General features: G+C 57.5%; 15 protein-coding genes. 6 read left to right on the top strand and 9 right to left on the bottom strand.

Translation table 11 applies throughout. The features are described 5' to 3' along the window. Window positions 1-2 precede the first annotated feature (2 nt). The 3 genes from AC1RL4_RS02240 to AC1RL4_RS02250 all read right to left on the bottom strand — a co-directional run bounded on the left by AC1RL4_RS02240 (window position 3) and on the right by AC1RL4_RS02250 (window position 3,218). The gene (locus AC1RL4_RS02240; RefSeq protein ID WP_019578645.1) at window positions 3-614 is read right to left on the bottom strand and encodes an HAD-IB family hydrolase; all 612 of its coding nucleotides are present in this window, start codon (window positions 612-614) and stop codon (window positions 3-5) included. After that, window positions 604-2,124, bottom strand: a complete 1,521-nt coding sequence (locus AC1RL4_RS02245) for a class I adenylate-forming enzyme family protein (RefSeq protein WP_230172225.1) — start codon at window positions 2,122-2,124, stop codon at window positions 604-606. Before AC1RL4_RS02245 ends, AC1RL4_RS02240 begins: the two co-directional genes overlap by 11 nt. Window positions 2,125-2,204: 80 nt before the next feature. Next, entirely contained in the window at window positions 2,205-3,218 is a 1,014-nt protein-coding gene (locus tag AC1RL4_RS02250) for an SDR family oxidoreductase (RefSeq protein WP_018927950.1), read from the bottom strand. 529 nt (window positions 3,219-3,747) lie between these two features. Between AC1RL4_RS02250 and AC1RL4_RS02255 the strand changes: the two genes are divergently transcribed. Beyond that, complete coding sequence (locus tag AC1RL4_RS02255) at window positions 3,748-4,344, top strand: TetR/AcrR family transcriptional regulator (RefSeq protein ID WP_230172227.1); 597 nt, start codon at window positions 3,748-3,750, stop codon at window positions 4,342-4,344. Window positions 4,345-4,461: 117 nt separating this feature from the next. Here AC1RL4_RS02255 and AC1RL4_RS02260 read toward each other — a convergent pair whose 3' ends face one another. Then, complete coding sequence (locus AC1RL4_RS02260; protein ID WP_019578647.1) at window positions 4,462-5,082, bottom strand: glutathione S-transferase family protein; 621 nt, start codon at window positions 5,080-5,082, stop codon at window positions 4,462-4,464. Between the two features lie 370 nt (window positions 5,083-5,452). On the opposite strand from AC1RL4_RS02260, the gene AC1RL4_RS02265 reads away from it, so the two are divergent. Further along, window positions 5,453-6,325, top strand: a complete 873-nt coding sequence (locus AC1RL4_RS02265; RefSeq protein ID WP_019578652.1) for a DNA/RNA non-specific endonuclease — start codon at window positions 5,453-5,455, stop codon at window positions 6,323-6,325. Window positions 6,326-6,507: 182 nt separating this feature from the next. Here AC1RL4_RS02265 and AC1RL4_RS02270 read toward each other — a convergent pair whose 3' ends face one another. The 4 genes from AC1RL4_RS02270 to AC1RL4_RS02285 form a co-directional block, all read right to left on the bottom strand. Beyond that, window positions 6,508-7,548: an ABC transporter substrate-binding protein gene (locus AC1RL4_RS02270; protein ID WP_019578653.1), complete on the bottom strand. Its 1,041-nt coding sequence runs from the start codon at window positions 7,546-7,548 to the stop codon at window positions 6,508-6,510. A gap of 386 nt (window positions 7,549-7,934) precedes the next feature. Continuing rightward, window positions 7,935-8,900, bottom strand: a complete 966-nt coding sequence (locus AC1RL4_RS02275) for an FAD:protein FMN transferase (RefSeq protein ID WP_019578654.1) — start codon at window positions 8,898-8,900, stop codon at window positions 7,935-7,937. Beyond that, window positions 8,890-11,070, bottom strand: coding sequence for a PepSY domain-containing protein (locus AC1RL4_RS02280; protein ID WP_230172229.1), 2,181 nt, complete (start codon window positions 11,068-11,070; stop codon window positions 8,890-8,892). The genes AC1RL4_RS02275 and AC1RL4_RS02280 overlap by 11 nt, the downstream gene beginning before the upstream one ends. Window positions 11,071-11,094: 24 nt before the next feature. Beyond that, window positions 11,095-11,565, bottom strand: a complete 471-nt coding sequence (locus tag AC1RL4_RS02285) for a DUF2271 domain-containing protein (RefSeq protein ID WP_019578656.1) — start codon at window positions 11,563-11,565, stop codon at window positions 11,095-11,097. A gap of 162 nt (window positions 11,566-11,727) precedes the next feature. On the opposite strand from AC1RL4_RS02285, the gene AC1RL4_RS02290 reads away from it, so the two are divergent. Next, entirely contained in the window at window positions 11,728-12,387 is a 660-nt protein-coding gene (locus tag AC1RL4_RS02290) for a response regulator transcription factor (protein WP_019578657.1), read from the top strand. Next, a complete protein-coding gene (locus AC1RL4_RS02295; protein ID WP_028940787.1) occupies window positions 12,384-13,724 on the top strand; it encodes a sensor histidine kinase in 1,341 nt (446 codons plus the stop codon). Before AC1RL4_RS02290 ends, AC1RL4_RS02295 begins: the two co-directional genes overlap by 4 nt. 118 nt (window positions 13,725-13,842) lie before the next feature. On the opposite strand, the gene AC1RL4_RS02300 is transcribed toward AC1RL4_RS02295, so the two are convergent. Beyond that, window positions 13,843-14,508, bottom strand: coding sequence for a class I SAM-dependent methyltransferase (locus AC1RL4_RS02300; RefSeq protein WP_019578659.1), 666 nt, complete (start codon window positions 14,506-14,508; stop codon window positions 13,843-13,845). A 209-nt stretch (window positions 14,509-14,717) separates the two neighbouring features. Here AC1RL4_RS02300 and AC1RL4_RS02305 point away from each other — a divergent pair, with 209 nt between their 5' ends. Both AC1RL4_RS02305 and AC1RL4_RS02310 read left to right on the top strand, forming a co-directional pair. Further along, the gene (locus AC1RL4_RS02305; RefSeq protein ID WP_096480331.1) at window positions 14,718-16,499 is read left to right on the top strand and encodes a type I secretion system permease/ATPase; all 1,782 of its coding nucleotides are present in this window, start codon (window positions 14,718-14,720) and stop codon (window positions 16,497-16,499) included. Then, window positions 16,477-17,790 (top strand): HlyD family type I secretion periplasmic adaptor subunit, encoded by a 1,314-nt coding sequence (locus AC1RL4_RS02310; protein ID WP_019578661.1) that lies wholly within the window; start codon window positions 16,477-16,479, stop codon window positions 17,788-17,790. Before AC1RL4_RS02305 ends, AC1RL4_RS02310 begins: the two co-directional genes overlap by 23 nt. Window position 17,791: the final 1 nt, after the last annotated feature.

Genomic DNA, 17,791 nt, shown 5'->3' on the forward strand with positions numbered 1-17,791 from the left:
GGTTAGTACCAGTTTCTGTAGAAGGGAGAGTTGGCAATGCCGAGCAGGGCATCGTCACCGGATGAATCCCCGTAGGCATAAATGTAAAAGTCATCAAGGTTGCTCAGACAGCCCTTGAGCCGTGTGACTTTCTCTCTCTCAACACAGTTGGTACCTGATATTCCGCCGGTCAGTTTGTTCTTCGCAGTCGCCAGGCGGGTGCCGCAGACATAGTCAAACCCCGCTGCCTGACCCCAGGGAATCAGGTAGTTTTCCGGCGAGTTGCTGACCAGCGCAGTGACATGCCCCATGGACTGATGCCATTGCAGCCGGCGCAGGGCCTCGGGCCTGAGCCAGAGCGGTAGCAGCTCGCTGATGAAATACTTGGCATGCTCGCGTTCTTGCTCAACGGACAGACCGCCCAGATAACAGGCAATGAATGCCAGTCGGGCTTGCATCAATGGCGTGATGCCAACGATTACACTGAGCATTTTGGGCAGCAGGGGAATGATCCTGAGCCAAAACGTTCGGGTTCCCACGATATAACGCATGTAGCGCCAGAACGTATGTCTGTCGGTCAATGTGCCGTCAAAGTCAAACACGGCCAGTACCGGTTGTGTGCCATTAGCTTGCATGAATCTCTTCCTTGAGAGAGATGATCTCGATGGTTTTGGGCAACTTGAAGCCCGAGAGGTAGCGCGAGAGCAGGGTAGAGACAGCGCTCTGGGTCAGGTCGCCGCCCCCTTCAACGCACAGGTGCAGTACGTTGACTTCCTTGTTGTCCGGGACGATGTAAGCTTTCGCGCGCACCACATCCGGGTGCTTCAGGGCAATGGATTCGATTTCAGTCAGATCGACCATTTGCGCTTTGATCTTCGAGATTCGCAGGCGTTGGCAATAGAAGAACACATGCCCGTCGTCGTCCCGCCAGACCAGATCACCCGTGTGTAGCCAGCCATCACGGAAGAACCGGGCATTGGCGTCCTCTGCATCGTTATAGCCGTCAATCACCATCGAGCCGCGAATCAGCAGTTCGCCAATGCGTCCAGGTGCGACATCCCGCCCTTCGGCATCGACGACCCTTAGTTCTACGCCTCTGATCGGTTGTCCCATGGCGCCGCGATGGACCTTGCCAATCGAGCTCTGGACAATCACCGGCATGCTCTCGGTTAATCCATAGCCTTGCAGCACCGGATTGCACCCCAGCAGCCTTCCCAGCTTCTCGGCTTCGTCTGCGGGTAAATGGCTGCCACCTGAATAAATCATCAGGTGAGGGTGCAACGGCAACAGCGCGCCCTTGCGTTTGGCCAGTCGTGTATTGAAGTAGCGAATGACGTCGGGCACCAGGCAGGCAAAGGTGACCTTATGCTGGGACAAGACTTCTGCCAGATCCCTGTTGAGCAGGGTGTTAGTCATTAACAGTGTGGCGCCCACACTCAAGGGGAAAACCATCATCACCGACAGGCCGAAGATGGCATACAGCGGCAGCGTCACCAGATGAACGGAACCGACACCTTGAAGATGAAACTGCTCATGCAGGCCATCACTCGATTGCGTCAAATCAAGGTAGCGGTGAGAAACGGCCAGCGGTTTACCGATGCCCCGGTAGGTGAACTGTACCGAGACAATCGGATTGCCTTCGGGCAGTAACAAGGGCTCGGTCTGTCGGGGAAGCCGAGAGTCCGCCGTTGCGTTGTCGGGCAGGGGCGATGACGGCTCGCTTGCGGCGTTCAACACCAAGGAGTGCTTAACGCCGTAGTCAGGCTGAAATGTCTCGCTATGCTGCTCGAACAGCGTTTCGGTGGTCACTACCAGCGTCGGTCTGGCGATGCTGATGACGCTGTTCATTTCGAATGGCGTCAGTTTGTAGTTGAGAATGACCGGAACCGCACCGCGACCGATGATCGCCAAATAGTAAGCGATGAACTCCACCCCATTGGGTAGAACGAGCGCTACTTTGTCGCCAGGCAATACATTTAATGCTGAGAGTGCGCCATTGCACTCTTCAGCCTTTATACGCAACTCACGGTAAGTGACGGTATCTTCTTCCGCGTCCAGATTCCTGATGGCAATGTGATCGGGGAACGACTCTGAAAAACCGACGAAGCGATGCAGAAAACCTTCTTTAGATGAAAGGCTTTTCATTTACCAACCTCTCTCAATCCTTGAATTTATGGTTAGACAAAAAAGTACTACAGAGGCAGGCTATATTTAAAATGTTTCAATTAAGCATCAATGTAGTTATTTTTCCGATACCAATCCAGGGTGTCGGTCAATGTTTCCGTCACGGGGCGGAACTTGCACTGCAATTCTTTCAGGCTTTTGTTGTGGCTGAAATGGGTGCGCCCTTGCTCTTGCTCCATGAGTTTGACAGTAGAAGTACTGATGAGTACCGGCTTTTTCGTGATTCGGTAATAACCTTCATAGATCAAGGCAATTATACGCAGCATGAACAGTGGCACTTTGCGCTCCGGCGCTTTTACGCCGCTGACACTGGAGAGCGCCTGGAAAATGCTTTTCATGTCCATGTGATTGCCGGCTGCCAGGTAGCGTTCTCCGGATCGGCCGCGAGTGATCGCCGCGAGTTGATGCTCTGCTACATCCCTGGCATCGACAACGGAAAAACTTCCAGGCAGTACGCCGGGCAATTTCTGTCCGACAAAGTCGAGCAGGAACTGTCCTGATGAGGTCGGGCCGATGTCCCCAGGGCCAAACATCCAGCCAGGCAATACCATGGCAACGAACATGTCAGGATGCCGCGCCAGGAATTCCTGAACTTTCTGTTCAGACAATATTTTACTCAGGTAGTAATCGTCAGCCTCCGATTCACTGCGAGACATTGTTTCATCGATCACCTGATCTTTATCGCCCTTCAAGACGGCAATGGAGGAGGTATGGACTGCACGACGAATGCCTGCGGCATAAGCGGCCTGCAACAGGCGCTCGGTTCCGGTCACGTTAGTGTCATACAGTTTCTGCCAGTGCTTTCCGCCTTTGTAACTATCGCGGAAATAGGCGGCTGTATGAAACAAGGCATCACAGCCTTGCAAGGCATGGCTGAAGGCGTCGACATTGAGCATGTCGCCTTCGACAAATTCGACAGGCAGATTGCCGAACTGCTTCTTGGCTTTTTCGACGGAGCGGACCAGCGCTTTTACTTTGATGTTTCGTTTTAAAAGCGCATGAACCACATTATTACCGAGCAGGCCTGTAGCGCCTGTAACAAAGGCATATTCCATTAAAATCCAGCTCCTGTGGGGTAACCTGCTACTGCATTGAGATTGATGTCACCGCGCTCGATGCTTTGATCAGGCGGGGGGCGTCAACGGCGGCAAGTAAAAACCATTCGGTATCTGGAAATCAAGCGGTATTTAACAGTCGCCACAAGGTCGACGTCCTTGAACCCGACCTGAAACACGAAAATCCTGCGATTTAGAGCGTTGTCGACAACAGACATTCACCGGAATCGAGCGGATCGAGGTCATCGCACGACATTTTCGCCGTCCGTCGCCTGCCTTCTGGGGGGAGTCAAAAGACACCCTCGCTGACTCGATTCATCAGGGCGCGCGCGTCAGGCTGGATACCAAGGCGCCTGAACGTGCGGGGCCCAATACATGGCATTTACATGGCACTCCTTAAAAGTTTAAATGCAAAGTGATTAAGAGGGCTTAGTATAAGATATGATAGTTAAAACAGGTTTGCGCAGTGAGTGGCAGATCCGTTGCATCCAGTTACAAATAGATTTGTTTGGCCAAAGGAGCCGAAGGCGTGATTAAAAAGAGATTAGGTCGAGAAGAAAGTCAGCAAATAACAAGGGATAAGTTATTCGATACCGCCGCTGACCTTATGGTGAGAAAAGGTTTTCACGCCACCAGTGTCAACGCTATTTCCGAGGAGGCCGGTTTTTCGAAGGGGGCCTTCTTTTCAAACTTTACAAGTAAGTCGGACTTGCTTCTGCAGTTAACTCAGAGATTCAAGGGGGTTGAGATTGATCGATTGAGTGTCACCCTGACTTCAGGGTATTCATCGGAAGAGCTGACCCATGGATTGAATGCCTATATTGACACGCTTAAAAATAATACCAGTTGCGCGATTCTTGATGCTGAGTTGCAACTGATCGCCTTGCGTGATGAAGAGTTCTCAACGCATTACTACGATCTGCATCAGGAAAATAGTGAAGCCTTGGGTAAGTTGATTACCATCATATTTAATCATGCAGGCAAGAAGCCTCCTTTGGCGAATGCCGCTCTTGCAAGGACCTTCACCGCTTTGTCGGAAGGTTTGATACTGCAAGGGCATAAAGATCCGGCCTCTGAAATAAAACTGGTGTTGAACTCGCTTATCCAGACAGCAGAGCCCTTATAGAACGCTGCCATTCTTGTGATACATACGATATTCGCATGTCCGGGGCTCAGACCTCGGGCAGGATGCGAGCTGCCATGCCCATCTTTAGCGCACACAATAAGGTCTGCGCAGTAGCGCTCAGTGATTCTGGAACACTTTCAATCCTCGCTGTACGGCGGGCCTGGCTTCGATCGCGTCGAACCAGCGTGATAAGCGTGAAAGCACTGCCCAATCCAGCCGATCACGAAATGATGCCGCAATGGTAAAAGCGGAGATGTCCGCCATGGAGAACTGATCTCCGGCCATAAAGTCGTCAGTAAGAAACCGTTCTGAATAGACGAGTTGTTCAATGACGCGTTGATCGATAACTGTGGCCGCATCATTAAATCCTGCCTGGCGCAGGGAAAATGCAGCATGACTGGGCCCGATGACGTCCGTTACGAAAAAGAAATAACGATCAAACACCCGGTCGCGTTTTGGTCCACGATGCGCTGGTGCGAGCCGACCCGGAGCTTTTGCATCAGCGAACTGAATGATTGCGTTCGATTGGTTAATGACCAGCGGGGGTGTCGATGAAAGGTCGACCAGGGTTGGGACTTTTCCTGCCGGATTAAGCGCCAGGTACGACAAGTCGCGTTGCTCATTTGCCTGCAAGTTCAGTCTTCGTGCGGTGTAGGGGATACCTGCTTCCTCCAAGGCTATTGCAGCCCTCAGACTGTTGCCAGTAGGCGCGCCATACAGCTCTATTTTCGGGTTCATCAGACACTCCCTGAAAATGAATGGATGATTATTGGATGCTAAGTGAAAAGCGGCATACGCGCCTGCCTACAAGGAGTACGCACAACGTTTCGCGCCAGTTAACCAGCCCGCTTAGGTATGCCCATTCGACGAGCATGGCCAAGTAGAATGTGTACGCTGCTCAGCACTAATGTGACTTGTGATGGTCAATAAACCCCGCGCGACCGTCAGCGGTCGTACTGCCCGGCGCCGACCGGATCCGCATCGGCAATTTGATCAAGGACAGTGAAAGCATGCTCACCGCAATATAATCCGCAACCGCCTTCACCTGGTTCCGTAAATCGGGACTCGCCGTACGTTTACCCCTCAATCCAATTCGAAGATTTAAAGCATGCACCTACGCAAAATTGCAGTTGGGCTGTCGGCCCTTGTTTTGCTCTCGACCGGGGCACAAGCCCGCAGTCTGCTGGATTTCATCAAGCCGCCCACCCAGCATCAGCAACAAACCTCCCACTCGGGCTCGATCAGCCAGAGCGCGGCGCTGGAGCTCTATTCAAACAAACAGAAACAGGCATCGTTTGACGGCTGCACGGATCTGTTCCCGGCCGCGAAACCGATCAGCATGGCCACTGTGCCTGCCACAATGAAACCCTTGGCCCTGTGTTCCGACAACTTCGCGGTGCTGTACTCGCAAACCAGCAAGACACCGCTGGTAGTGGTCGAACGCCTTAATGCCGCCCAGCTGCAGGATGCCAAAGGGGAGGAGCGTACCAACCAGTTCTATCCGGACCCACGCATTCCCAAGAGTGGGCGGGCAGAGTTGAGCGACTACCGTAGCCAACATCCGGCCGTGGACCGTGGCCATCAATCCCCGGCAGCCGATGCACCGAACCCCAATGCAATGGCCCAATCCTTTGCGCTGTCGAACATGGTGCCGCAAGACCCAACCAACAACCGGAAGATCTGGAGTAAGGTCGAGTCCGATGTCAGAAAGTTTGCCAAACGAGCCGATGGCAATGTCTTTGTCTTCACCGGCCCGCTCTTTGACTCAGGCCACGCCACCGTCGGTGACAACAAGGTCTGGGTGCCGACCCGCCTGTTCAAACTGGTTTACGACGCATCGTCCAAGCGTGCCTGGGCTTACGTACTGCCCAATGCTGAAACCCGTATCGAGAGACCGATGGACTATGACGCTTTCGTGAAGAGTACCGGGCTCAACTTGCTGGGAAATCTACCGGTCACAGGTTCCGTGGGGCGCTCTTGATGGCTTGATGGATTAATCCGTAGCAGCTGTCGAGCCGGGGCGAGGCTGCGTTCGGCTGCGCAGCGGTCGTAAAACCAGAACTTACGGTGCGTCAGGCAGACCGCGTCAGCCGGATTCACGACTGCTTCGCAGCCGAACGCAGCCTCGCAGGCTCGGCCGCTGCTACAGAGAGTGCGTCGCGGCTAGCGCGCCGCCCAGGCGTTGAAGTGCTCTTCCAACTCCTCGCCATGGTCCACCCAGAACTCCGCATCTACCGACCGGGCCTTGGCCAAGTTGGCTTCGGCCGTCGGCAATTGCTGGCGTACTGGCTCCGGCAGCAGCGCCAGGGCCTGGCGGTGGACTGGGCCGTAAGGGATGTTTTCCGAGAAAACCTTCTGGGCTTGCGGCTGGCTGGCAAACGCGATGAAACGCTCGGCCAGCGCCTTGTTCGGCGACCCTTTGACCACGGCCCAGTATTCCGGGTCGTACAGGCTCTGGGGCCAGACGATGCTCAGGTTCATGCCTTCTTTCTGCGCCGAGGCGATACGACCGTTGTAGGCGGCAGTCATCACCACGTCACCGGCGATCAACCACTGCGCCGGTTGGGCTCCGGCCTCCCACCACTGGATGTTTGACTTGATCTTGTCGAGCTTGGCGAAGGCTCGGTTCACGCCCTCAGGGGTACCCAGCACTTTGTAGAGCTGGTCAGGCTTGACGCCATCGGCCAGCAGAGCGATTTCCAGGGTGTACTTGGCGCCTTTGCGCAAGCCGCGCTTGCCCGGAAAGTCGGTTACGTTCCAGAAGTCCGCCCAGGAAGTCGGGGTCTTGGCCAGCTTGTCCTTGTTGAAGGCCATGACCATCGACCAGACGTAGGTGGCCACACCACACTCGGTCAAGGTCCCCGGTACGAACTGGGCCTGGTCGCCAAAGCTGGCCTTGTCCAGTCGCTCGAACAAGCCGGCATCACAGCCACGCAACAGTTCCGGACTCTCCACCTCGACCACATCCCAGGTGGCATGGCCCACATCGACCATGGCCTTGATTTTCGACAGTTCGCCATTGTATTCGCCGGCGACGATATGTCCCGCACCGCTTGCATTGAAGGGCTGGAAATAGGCCTTGTCCTGGGCCTGCTTGGTGGCGCCGCCGAACGAAATGACGGTCAGGGCCTGGGGCTCGGCGAGCACGCCGGTGCACAACAGGGCCAGAGAAATAGGAACACAGGTACGTAAGGATAAAGACATGGAACGCTCCCACAGCTGGTTTTTAGAATGGTGTAAAGCCGGGCAGTGCTGGCCAGAGGCCGATAAAGTTCCACCGTGCCGGGCTCTTGGGGCCGGCATCGTTATGAAAAAAGCTTTCATCCGGGAAAGCCGGACCAGAGGTGCTCAGTGCGGTTTGATAGTGCGGCATCAATCGGAAGAGGAAAATTATTAAAAATATGCTTGGGAGCTATAAAAAAGCTCTTCAGCAGTGCAATGCTGATCCGGGTTGTATTCAGATGAAGCGGATCAACCGGTCACTGGGTCTTCTACCGACCTGTCACCAATAAAGGCTCGAACTGGGCGTGGCCGCCCAGGGCGTCATGTTTCATCTGGCGGCTTGATTCGTACTGATTTCGAATGGTCCTTCAGCGCATTTCAATCTGCGCCTGCAACTGGCCGCCGACGATGGATATTTCTTTGAACTGTTCACCGTCGCGCAGCACGAACAACGCGTCCATCCCGCGCTCTTGTGCCAGGCGTGGGCCTTCGGTTTCGCCCAGCACCATCAGCGCCGTGGCCCAGGCGTCGGCGAGCATGCATGAGGCCGCCACCACTGTGACGGCTGCGAGTGCGTTGCACAGTGGTGCGCCGGTGGTCGGGTTCATGGTGTGGGCATAGGACTGCCCCCTCACATCGACCCAGTGTCGGTAGTCTCCGGACGTGGCGATGGCAGCGTCGCTGAGTTCCATCACACCCATGACTTCACGCACACCCCGGCAGGGTTTTTCAATGGCTACGACCCAGGGTTGAGCATCAGGCTTGACGCCGCGGGCGCGCATCTCGCCATCGATGCCGACCAGATAACGAGTGATGCCAAAACTCTCCAGACAGCGGGCCAGCTCATCGACAGCAAAACCCTTGGCGATACCGTTCAGGTCGAGGTTCAGCGGCGCGCGTTTGCGCACTTGATTACGTTGCGGGTCAACGCTCAGCGCCGCACTGGCGGACAGGCGAGCTTGCGGCGGCAGCGTGTCGAGCATCTGCTCCGTGACGGTCTGTTCGCCGGGGCCGAACCCCCAGGCATTCACCAGATCGCCGACTGCGATGTCGAAGGCGCCGCCGGATTGCTGACTGACACGCAGCGCGGCAGACAGCACCATGGCCAGTTCCTTGGGTACCGGCACCCACTCCTGCTCGGGGGCGGCGTTGAGGCGGTTGAGATCGGAGTCGGGTTTCCAGGTGGACATTTGCTGGTCCACCCGGGCCACGGCGCGTGCCAGGCTATGGTCGATGTTGTCGGTATTGATCCCGGCTTGCGCATAGAACAGGGCGGTGTAACGGGTGCCCATGGTCTCGCCATTCAGGCTGTAGCGTTGCAAGTCAGTAGACATCTTCACGGTAGCGTCCTTGTGCCTTGAGGGTCAGCACACTCAGGTTGATCGGCGCCAGCACTTCATCCAGGGCCTGCATCACGCCCTTGGCCATCTCGCGACCGCCACACACCAACACTTGGGCGCCTTTCTCAATCAACCGGCGCAAGACCAGCGCATCGCTGATCAACCGGTCTTGCACGTAACTGCCATCCATGACCTGGGAGAAGGCGGCACGCAATGCCGTGAGGCGCTGGTCCGCCAGGTAACGTTTGAGCTCTGATTCATAGAGAAAATCCGAAGCCGGGTTACGCCCGCCCCAATACAAGTGCATGGGGTGTCGGGCCTTGTTGTTGCGAATAAAACCGGTCAAGGGACCTATGCCGGTTCCGGCGCCGATCAGGATCACCGGATGCGCGCCCGACGCCGGACGAAATTGTGGGTTGGGCTGGATAAAAGCTTCGATCGACGCACCGAGGTCCAGGTTGTGAAGGAATTGCGAGCACACACCACCTTCGTGTTTACGTACGCAGATTTCCAGCACACCGTCCTGCGAACTGCTGGCCAGCGAGTAGAACCGCGGGATCGCGCTACCAGGGGGCAGAATCCCTGCCAAGTCACCGGCCAGAAACTCCGGCAGCTCGCTGGCTGCCTTGAAGCGTAGTACGTGAGTCGGCGCATTCACCTGTTCGCCGTAGGCAATGCGCTCCATCAGAATCAGTTGATGGGTACGTGGCTGCTCCGGGGTGTGAACCAGTGTCAGGTCCTGCCCCAGTACTTTTCCCAGTGCGCGGCCCCAGCGAGCAAATTCCTGTGCGGACTGGCGGTTGACGGTTTCCAGCTCCAGCAGCGGTGAGCCACCGGCCTGTAACATCGCGTCCTGCACCTGATGGGCGTACTGACAGAACTGCGCAAACTGCCGATCACCCAGGCCCAGCACGGCAAACGGCAGGCCGGGTTTGAGGCCGACCCTGGTCAACCGTGCCAGGAACTGCGAAGCCGAGGCCGGGGCATCGCCGTCGCCGTGGGTCGCGGTGAGGATGAACATGCGTTGGGCATTGCCGTATTTGCTGGTGTATTGATTCATCGCCGCGCTATGTACCCGGTGTCCAGCCTGGTGCAAGGCGTCATGCAAGGTGTTGGCAAAGCCCCAGGTGCTGTTGTTTTCACTGCCGACCAGAATCACGCTGTCGGCGGATTGCGCGGTGCAGTTTTCACGGATGTTCGGAGCGGCCTTGCGGCGGCGCCACCACAGCAGGATGCCGGTCACGCTCATCAACGGCACGCAGAGGGCACAGAGCCCCAGCGGCAGACCAAGCCACCAGAGGCCTTCACCGGTGTGCAATTGATAAATCAATTCGTAGACGTTGCGCATCGAATCGTGGGCTTGATAGGACAGCAAAGTGCCGCTGGTCTGGTCCACGTAACCGTCGCCCTGGGCCGTGCGCAGGGAAAACACGTCTTGCGGGTTATTGGGGGTCGGGTAGACCAGCTCGCGCAGGTCATTCAGGTCTGTGGCCTGCAAGGCTTTCAGGTTCGCCACCGGCAAGGCCGGGCCGGCGCTGACGTGGGCGGGGAAGGTGGGCTCATTCTGACTGCCGTCAGCGATAAAGCCGAAAGTCGTGGCGCACATATAGAGCCCGCTCAGTGCCGACAGCAGCAGCCCAAGCAATGCCAGGCGTCCGACTTCAGCATGCCAGCGCTGGCTGAAGGAACCTCGCAATGGCCGCAACAGGTTGCGCCAGCCGCCCAGCCGCCGGGCCAGCAACAGCGCACCAGACACCGACAGCATCAGCATAAACAGCGCGCCGACTCCAGACACCCCGTGGCCAGGTGTGCCAAGGAACAGCGAGCGGTGCAGTTCTTTCATCCAGCGCGAGAAGGCGGATGGCTCGTAAGGTGTGAGGCCTTGACCGGTCAGTGGATCGACCTTTTCGGCCCCGGCCTGACCGTCCTGGTTGTAGTAGACGATGACCGTCCCGGACGCTGTGCGCTGGATCTGTTCCACGCCCTGGAAATGGCTGGCTATGCGCCCGGCCAGTTGACTGACGTTGACTTGCCCGGCAGCGGTGGACGTGGTGTGCAGGCGTTCCAGGGCGGGGTCGACTGATAGAATCGCGCCGCTGATGGCCAACAGCATGACCAGCAGGGCGGCGATCAGGCCGGGCAGGGAATGGAACTGGCGAAGCATGTTCAGCCTCCAGAATGGCCAGTGCTACAGATCGTAAGTAAAGGACTCGACGTAGGCGCTGCCGGTCGCCGGCTTGCCTGTGCCCTTGGACGTCAGGGGCACGCTGACATCGGCGCGGGCATCACGTTTGTCCTCGACGGCGCTGTCGATGCGGATTTGATAGCCGGCATCGATCAGGGTGTCTGCCAGTTCGACACTGACTTTGAGGGTGCGCCCACTGCCGACGCTGGCGCCGCTGACCCCGTCAAACTCGCTCGGGTTCATCCCGCTTCCACGGGCCCAGTCGGCCAGATGCTTGTAATACTTGGCCTTCTTGCCGGCCACCCAGAGGGTTTTCTGGTATTGGCCAGTGGCGTTGGTGACGTAGATCGCCAGATACGCATCATTGCCGCTGTAGTCCTTGAGCTGAGTGGTCAAGGTCACTTCACGGGCCTGGACCAGCCCTGGCAGGGCAACGGCGCCGGCGAGGCAGGATGCAGCGATAATTTTTTTCATGGGATTGTCCTTTTGATCGTTGGGTCCAGATCCTGGACTTGCTTGCTGACAGCAACCTGAAGCGCAGTAAAAATCATCGATAGATGAACTCACCTGAATCTTCAGATTCACGTCAGGTAAGACGATTAAGGTGCTGCACGATAACCATCAAGGAGGTGCCAGATGCGGGTTTTATTGGTCGAGGACGCACCGGGGTTGGGGGAGGCGGTGCGCGAACAGATCGCCGATGACGGCCACGCCGTCGATTGGGTGCAGCGCCTGGAGCATGCGCGCAACAGTGTGCGCACTACCCCTTACGACCTGATCCTGCTTGACCTGATGTTGCCGGACGGTGGCGGGCTGGATTTTTTGCGTCAGCAGCGTTCCGCAGGGGATGCAACGCCGGTGATCATCCTGACCGCCCAGGATCAGATATCCGATCGTATCGCCGGCCTCAATGCCGGGGCCGATGATTATCTGGTCAAACCGTTCGACCTGTTTGAACTATCGGCCCGTGTGGCTGCAGTGGCTCGCCGCTATAGTGGCAACCCCAACCCGCAGATCAAACTCGGCGAATTGCAGATCGATATGAGTGCCCGTACGGTGCAGCGGGCCGGTGCGACTGTGGACCTCACGGCGCGGGAGTGGGCGCTGTTCGAGGCATTTCTCCAGCGCCCCAGCGCACTGCTGTCCAAGGCGCAGCTCGAAGAACGGTTGTACGCTTTCGGTGCCGAAATCGAGAGCAACACAATCGAGGTCTATATCAGCCGGTTGCGTAAGAAACTCGGGCGCGACCTGATTGAAACCGTGCGCGGCATGGGCTACCGGTTGACGTCCGCATGAAGTCGTCCAGCCTGCAAAAACGTCTCGGCCTGGGCTTGACCCTGGGCATGACCTTGCTTTGGCTGGGGGCGACCGTCGGCGCATGGCTGGTGGTGCAACATGAGTTGAATGAGGCATTCGACAGCGCGCTGGAAGAGACGGCGCAACGCATGCTGCCCCTGGTCGTACTGGAAATCAGCAATCGGGAAAAGCCCGATGAGACACACCACGTGGCCCCCCTGACAATGCACAAGGAATACCTGACCTATCTGGTGCGCGATGCGAGGGGCAAGATCCTGATGCAATCCCACGACGCCAACCCGAACATCTTCAACAAACAACCGACCGAAGGTTTCTCCACCACTGAAAAATACCGTCTGTATGGCGCCAGTGCGTTGCGGGAAACGCTGTTCATCGAAATCGCCGAGCCCCTTGGCCATCGCCGTGAGGCCGCGCGGGAAGCCTTGTTTGCCTTGCTGATGCCGCTATTGGCGCTGATTCCCATCAGCCTGTTGGGCACCTGGTTATTCGTGCGCATCAGCCTGCGCAGCGTATTGGCCTATCGTCGAGCGGTGGAGGCCCGTGGGGTGGGTGATCTGTCACCGATCAAAACGTCGCGCCTGCCGGCCGAAATCGATCCGCTGGCTGATGCGGTCAACCATTTGCTGGAGCGTTTGCGCAAGGCCCTGGAGGCCGAACGTAGTTTTACCGCCAATAGCGCTCATGAACTGCGCACGCCACTGGCCGCTACCCTGGCGCAGGTCCAGCGGCTGCGTCACGAAGCGCCCGAAGGTCCGCTGCGAGTGCGCGCGGCAAAGATCGAAAACTCGTTGCGCGAGTTGGCGCGGCTCTCGGAAAAGCTCATGCAACTGGCCAAGGCCGAGGGAGGTGGGCTGCTGTCCGAAACGCCCCAGGATCTCGTTCCGTTGCTGGTCCATGTGGTTGATGAGTGGAACCATAGCAGCGCTCGCCACATTGAGCTGCAGCTGCCAACCCAGGCCTGCGTGTACTCGGTCATTGATCCAGACGCTTTCGGTATTCTGTTGCGCAACCTGATCGAGAATGCGCTGAAGTACGGTGCGATGGATCAACCGATCGAAGTCAGCCTGACCGACCAGGCGCTGCTACGGGTGGTCAACGGCGGCCCGGTGGTGCCGGAGCCCGTGTTGCAGCACCTGACCGAGCGTTTTGTGCGCGGTCACAGTGAAGCCAGCGGGTCAGGGTTGGGGTTGGCGATTGCCAAAACCATTGTGCAGGGGGTCAACGCGCGAATGATGCTGGTGTCGCCGGCAACAGGTCGACAGGAGGGATTCGAAGTCTGCGTCTGGTTACCGCTAGTTTCCGCTGTCGAAGGCTGAGGGCATGCTTGGCACGTGCTAACTGTTCGCCACTATTTTCCCTGGCTGCCCATGGACGAGGAGAGTCCGGGCAGAATTACAGCACCGATCTCAGACCAGGTTGACAGGTGTAAAAGCGTTATCGCTCAGCCACCAACAACAACGACTGCGGCACCGGACTTTGCGGGTGCTGCGGCTCTTGCAGGCTGGCCAGCCGAAAACCGGCCATGTCCAGGGCATTGAGCCAACTGGACAAGGTGCGCGAGTACCACGGCATGGGTTGCCACTGCCCCTTGAACCCGGCGAAGGTCTCTTCACGCCAACCGTCCTGATAGTCGCCCGCCGCCGCAGTCCACGGATGCAGCGTCTGGATTACCAGCGCGCCACCGGGGGCGAGCAGGGCGTTCATGGCGGCGAGCAGGGGGATGATGTCCTGGTGCAGCAGGGCGAAGTTGGCGCAGATCAGGTCGTAGTCGCTGCCGATGTCCACCTTGGCCTCTACCAACTCTTCATAGCTCGCCAAATGCACCCGCGAAGAGCCCGCCGCCCGCGCTGCCTCGACCAGTGTCGCATCGCCATCCACACCGACCGCCTCGATGGCCCGTTCAGCCAACGCACGCAACAGCCAGCCCTCGCCGCAGCCCAGGTCGAGCACGCGCTCGGGTTGGCGGCCCAGTATCGCCAGCAGGATTGCCTGGTCGGTGACCTTGAGGCGGCTTTCGATGGTACCGGTGCGGATAGCCTCGATCCAGGGCTTGGCGTTGTGGTGCCAGCTCTGGAGGAGGGTGGATTCGGGGCTGGGCATTTCGATGTCCGCAGTGATGAGTTGGAGGGAAGGATAGGACAAGTACTGGCGGAACGGATCTTGTCGGTGACGCTTTACTTGCGTCCAGTCGAAATGACCGTCAACCCGGGATAAAACTCGTTGCCTGAAGCGATCTGGCCAACGGCTGCGCACAGTCGTTCGGCATGATCTAAGCTCCTCAAGGTATGACTTCCCGAGCAGGGGTTTCCATGCGAAACACACCTGAAAACAGTCTGAAAATAGCGTTGAAAGCCTGTAGAGACAGCTTTGTTTCTGTTGGCTTTTTCAGCTTTTTCATCAACGCGCTGATGCTCGTTCCTACCTTCTATATGCTTCAGGTGTATGGACGAGTGGTCACCAGCGGCAGTCTGACCACCCTGGCCATGTTGACGCTGATCATGACTGGGCTGGTGGTCACGCTCGGCGCGCTGGAATGGGTCCGTTCGCGCATCATGGTTCGGGTCAGTACCCGGCTGGATGTGTTGCTGGGTCGCCAAGTCTATAAGGCCAGTTTCAAACGGGCGCTGGACAGTGGCGGCATGGATGCCTCGGCCCAGCCGCTCAACGACTTGACGGGCTTGAGACAGTTTCTCTCCGGTAATGGATTGTTCGCCTTTTTCGATGCGCCCTGGTTGCCTATCTACGTCGCTGTGATGTTCATGTTCCATCCCTGGTATGGCTGGGTAGCGGTGGGCAGTGCGTTGTTGTTGTTATTTCTCGCATTTCTCAACGAGAGGTTGACGGGGCCGACACTTGCCCAGGCTAACAAGGAACATATTGGCGCGACGCTCCACACCACGAAAAATCTGCGCAACGCTGAAGTCATCGAGTCCATGGGCATGCTAGAAACCCTGATGGACCGCTGGGGGCGTCGCCAGAGAAATGTCCTGTTGCTGCAATCCGGGGCGAGCGATAGAGGTGGCATCATCAGTACGCTTTCCAGGTCCATCCGGATCCTGGTGCAATCGCTGATCCTGGGTCTGGGGGCGTACCTGACCGTGGACCACCAGGTGGGGCCAGGCATGGTGTTTGCCGGGTCCGTGCTGCTAGGGCGCGCCTTGGCCCCCATCGATCTGATCATCGGCAGCTGGAAGGGCTTTATTGCAGCCCGCTCGCAGTACCGCCGTCTCAACGACATCCTCGACAAACAACAGGCTCAGCCCGAGCGTATGTCATTGCCTGCGCCTAAAGGGAACGTGCAGGTGGAGAGTTTAGTCGTCGCTGCACCTGGCTCGAAAACCCCAATCATCAACAACATAAGTTTCAGCGTACCTGCTGGCTGCGTTGTCGGAATCATCGGTCCAAGTGCCGCGGGCAAGTCCACCCTGGCCAGGGCACTGATGGGGGTATGGGCGCCGCAGCATGGGGTGGTCCGGCTCGATGGCGCGGACATCAGCGCGTGGGACAAACATGAACTTGGGCCGTACATAGGTTACTTGCCCCAGGACATTGAGTTATTCGAGGGCAGCATCAGCGAGAACATTGCCCGCTTCGCCGAGGTCGATTCCGAGAAAGTCATTCTGGCGGCCAAGACTGCTGGCGTTCACGAAATGATTCTGCAGTTACCCGATGGCTATGACACCGTCATTGGCAGCGATGGCGTCATGCTGTCGGGAGGGCAGCGCCAACGCATAGGCCTGGCCCGCGCCCTGTATGGCAACCCGCGGCTGATTATTCTCGACGAGCCCAATTCCAATCTCGACGAAGTTGGTGATCGCGCCTTGGCGGCGGCCATCCAGCAGATCAAGCTGACAGGGGCAACCCTCTTTGTGATTACCCACCGAACCAACATCGTGTCCCAACTTGACCGGCTGATGGTGATGATCGGTGGCACCATCAGTCACTATGGACCACGCGAGCAAGTGCTGGCCGAACTCAATGCGCAGCAGGCGCAAAGGCACGCCACACAAGCAGGTGCAAGCGTGGCTTCGGTGGCTACTCGTAAGGGCGATGCCGATGAACCGTACGATGCTCAGTCGTCAAATGGATAACTTCGCCGATCTGGCGGTATCTGATCGAAAGATCCGTCGCCTGGGTTTTGGCATTGTATTGATGACCTTCGGGGTGTTCGGCACCTGGGCGGCGATCGCACCGCTCGATGGCGCTGCTTACGCGCCTGGCGTGGTCACCGTGCAGGCTTACCGAAAAACGGTACAACACCTCGAAGGTGGCATCGTCAAAGAGGTGCTGGTCCATGATGGTGACATCGTCAAGCGTGATGACCCGCTGATTATTCTCGATGATGCCCAGTTGCGAGCCGAATACGAGATGACCCGAGGCCAGCTCATTGCCGCCAAAGCCATGGAGGCAAGACTCAAGGCTGAGCGGGACAATCTGCCGGTGATTGACTTTGGCGTCATGACCGATCCCGACAGTCTGCGAGGTGCCGAAGCCCGCCAGGGTGAGACCCAGGTATTCAATGCACGACGGGGGTCACGACTGGGCCAGATATCGGTGCTGCAAGAGCGCATTGGTCAGTTGAATCAACAGATCAAGGGGCTGGAGGCGATGATTGGTGTCAAGGGCCAACTGAATAAATCCTACAGCGGTGAAATCGTTGAATTGACCGACATGTTGTCGCAAGGATTCGTCGACAAACAACGCCTGCTTGAGCAGCAGCGCAAGCTTGAAATGGTCAAGTCCGAATTGGCCGACCACCGTTCCACCATTACCAGGACTCGCCTGCAGATCAACGAAACACAGCTGCAGATTCTACAAGTCGATAAAGACTTTAATGCCGACGTCGCCAAACAATTGGCCGAGGTTCAGACCAAAATCTACGACCTGCAAGAAAGAGCTTCCGCCTTGGAGGACCGGCTCAGCCATATCATCATCCGCGCACCCGAGGCGGGTATGGTGATTGGCATGACGGTGCATACGATTGGTGGCGTCGTGCGCCCGGCGACGCCGCTGCTGGACATTGTTCCATCGGTTTCCGAACTGGTCATAGAGGCCCAGGTGGCACCGGTCGATATCGACCGCATCGCCATCGGCAAGCGTGCCGATATTCGTTTCGGCGCGTTCAAAAGCTCGACCACTCCGGTGATCGAGGGCGTGGTCAGTAGCGTGTCGGCAGACCGGCTGACCAACGAAAAGACCGGTGCGGGCTATTACCTGGCGCGGGTTCGGGTAACCGAAGCTGGTGTGCGTACCTTGGGTGAGCGCAAGTTATTGCCGGGGATGCCGGCGGACGTGTTGATCATCACCGGGGAACGCACGCTATTGCATTACTTGATGCAGCCGGCCCGTGATGTCATGTCTCAATCAATGATCGAGGAATGAT

This window comes from Pseudomonas sp. GW822-FHT07A10 (genome assembly GCF_058798795.1).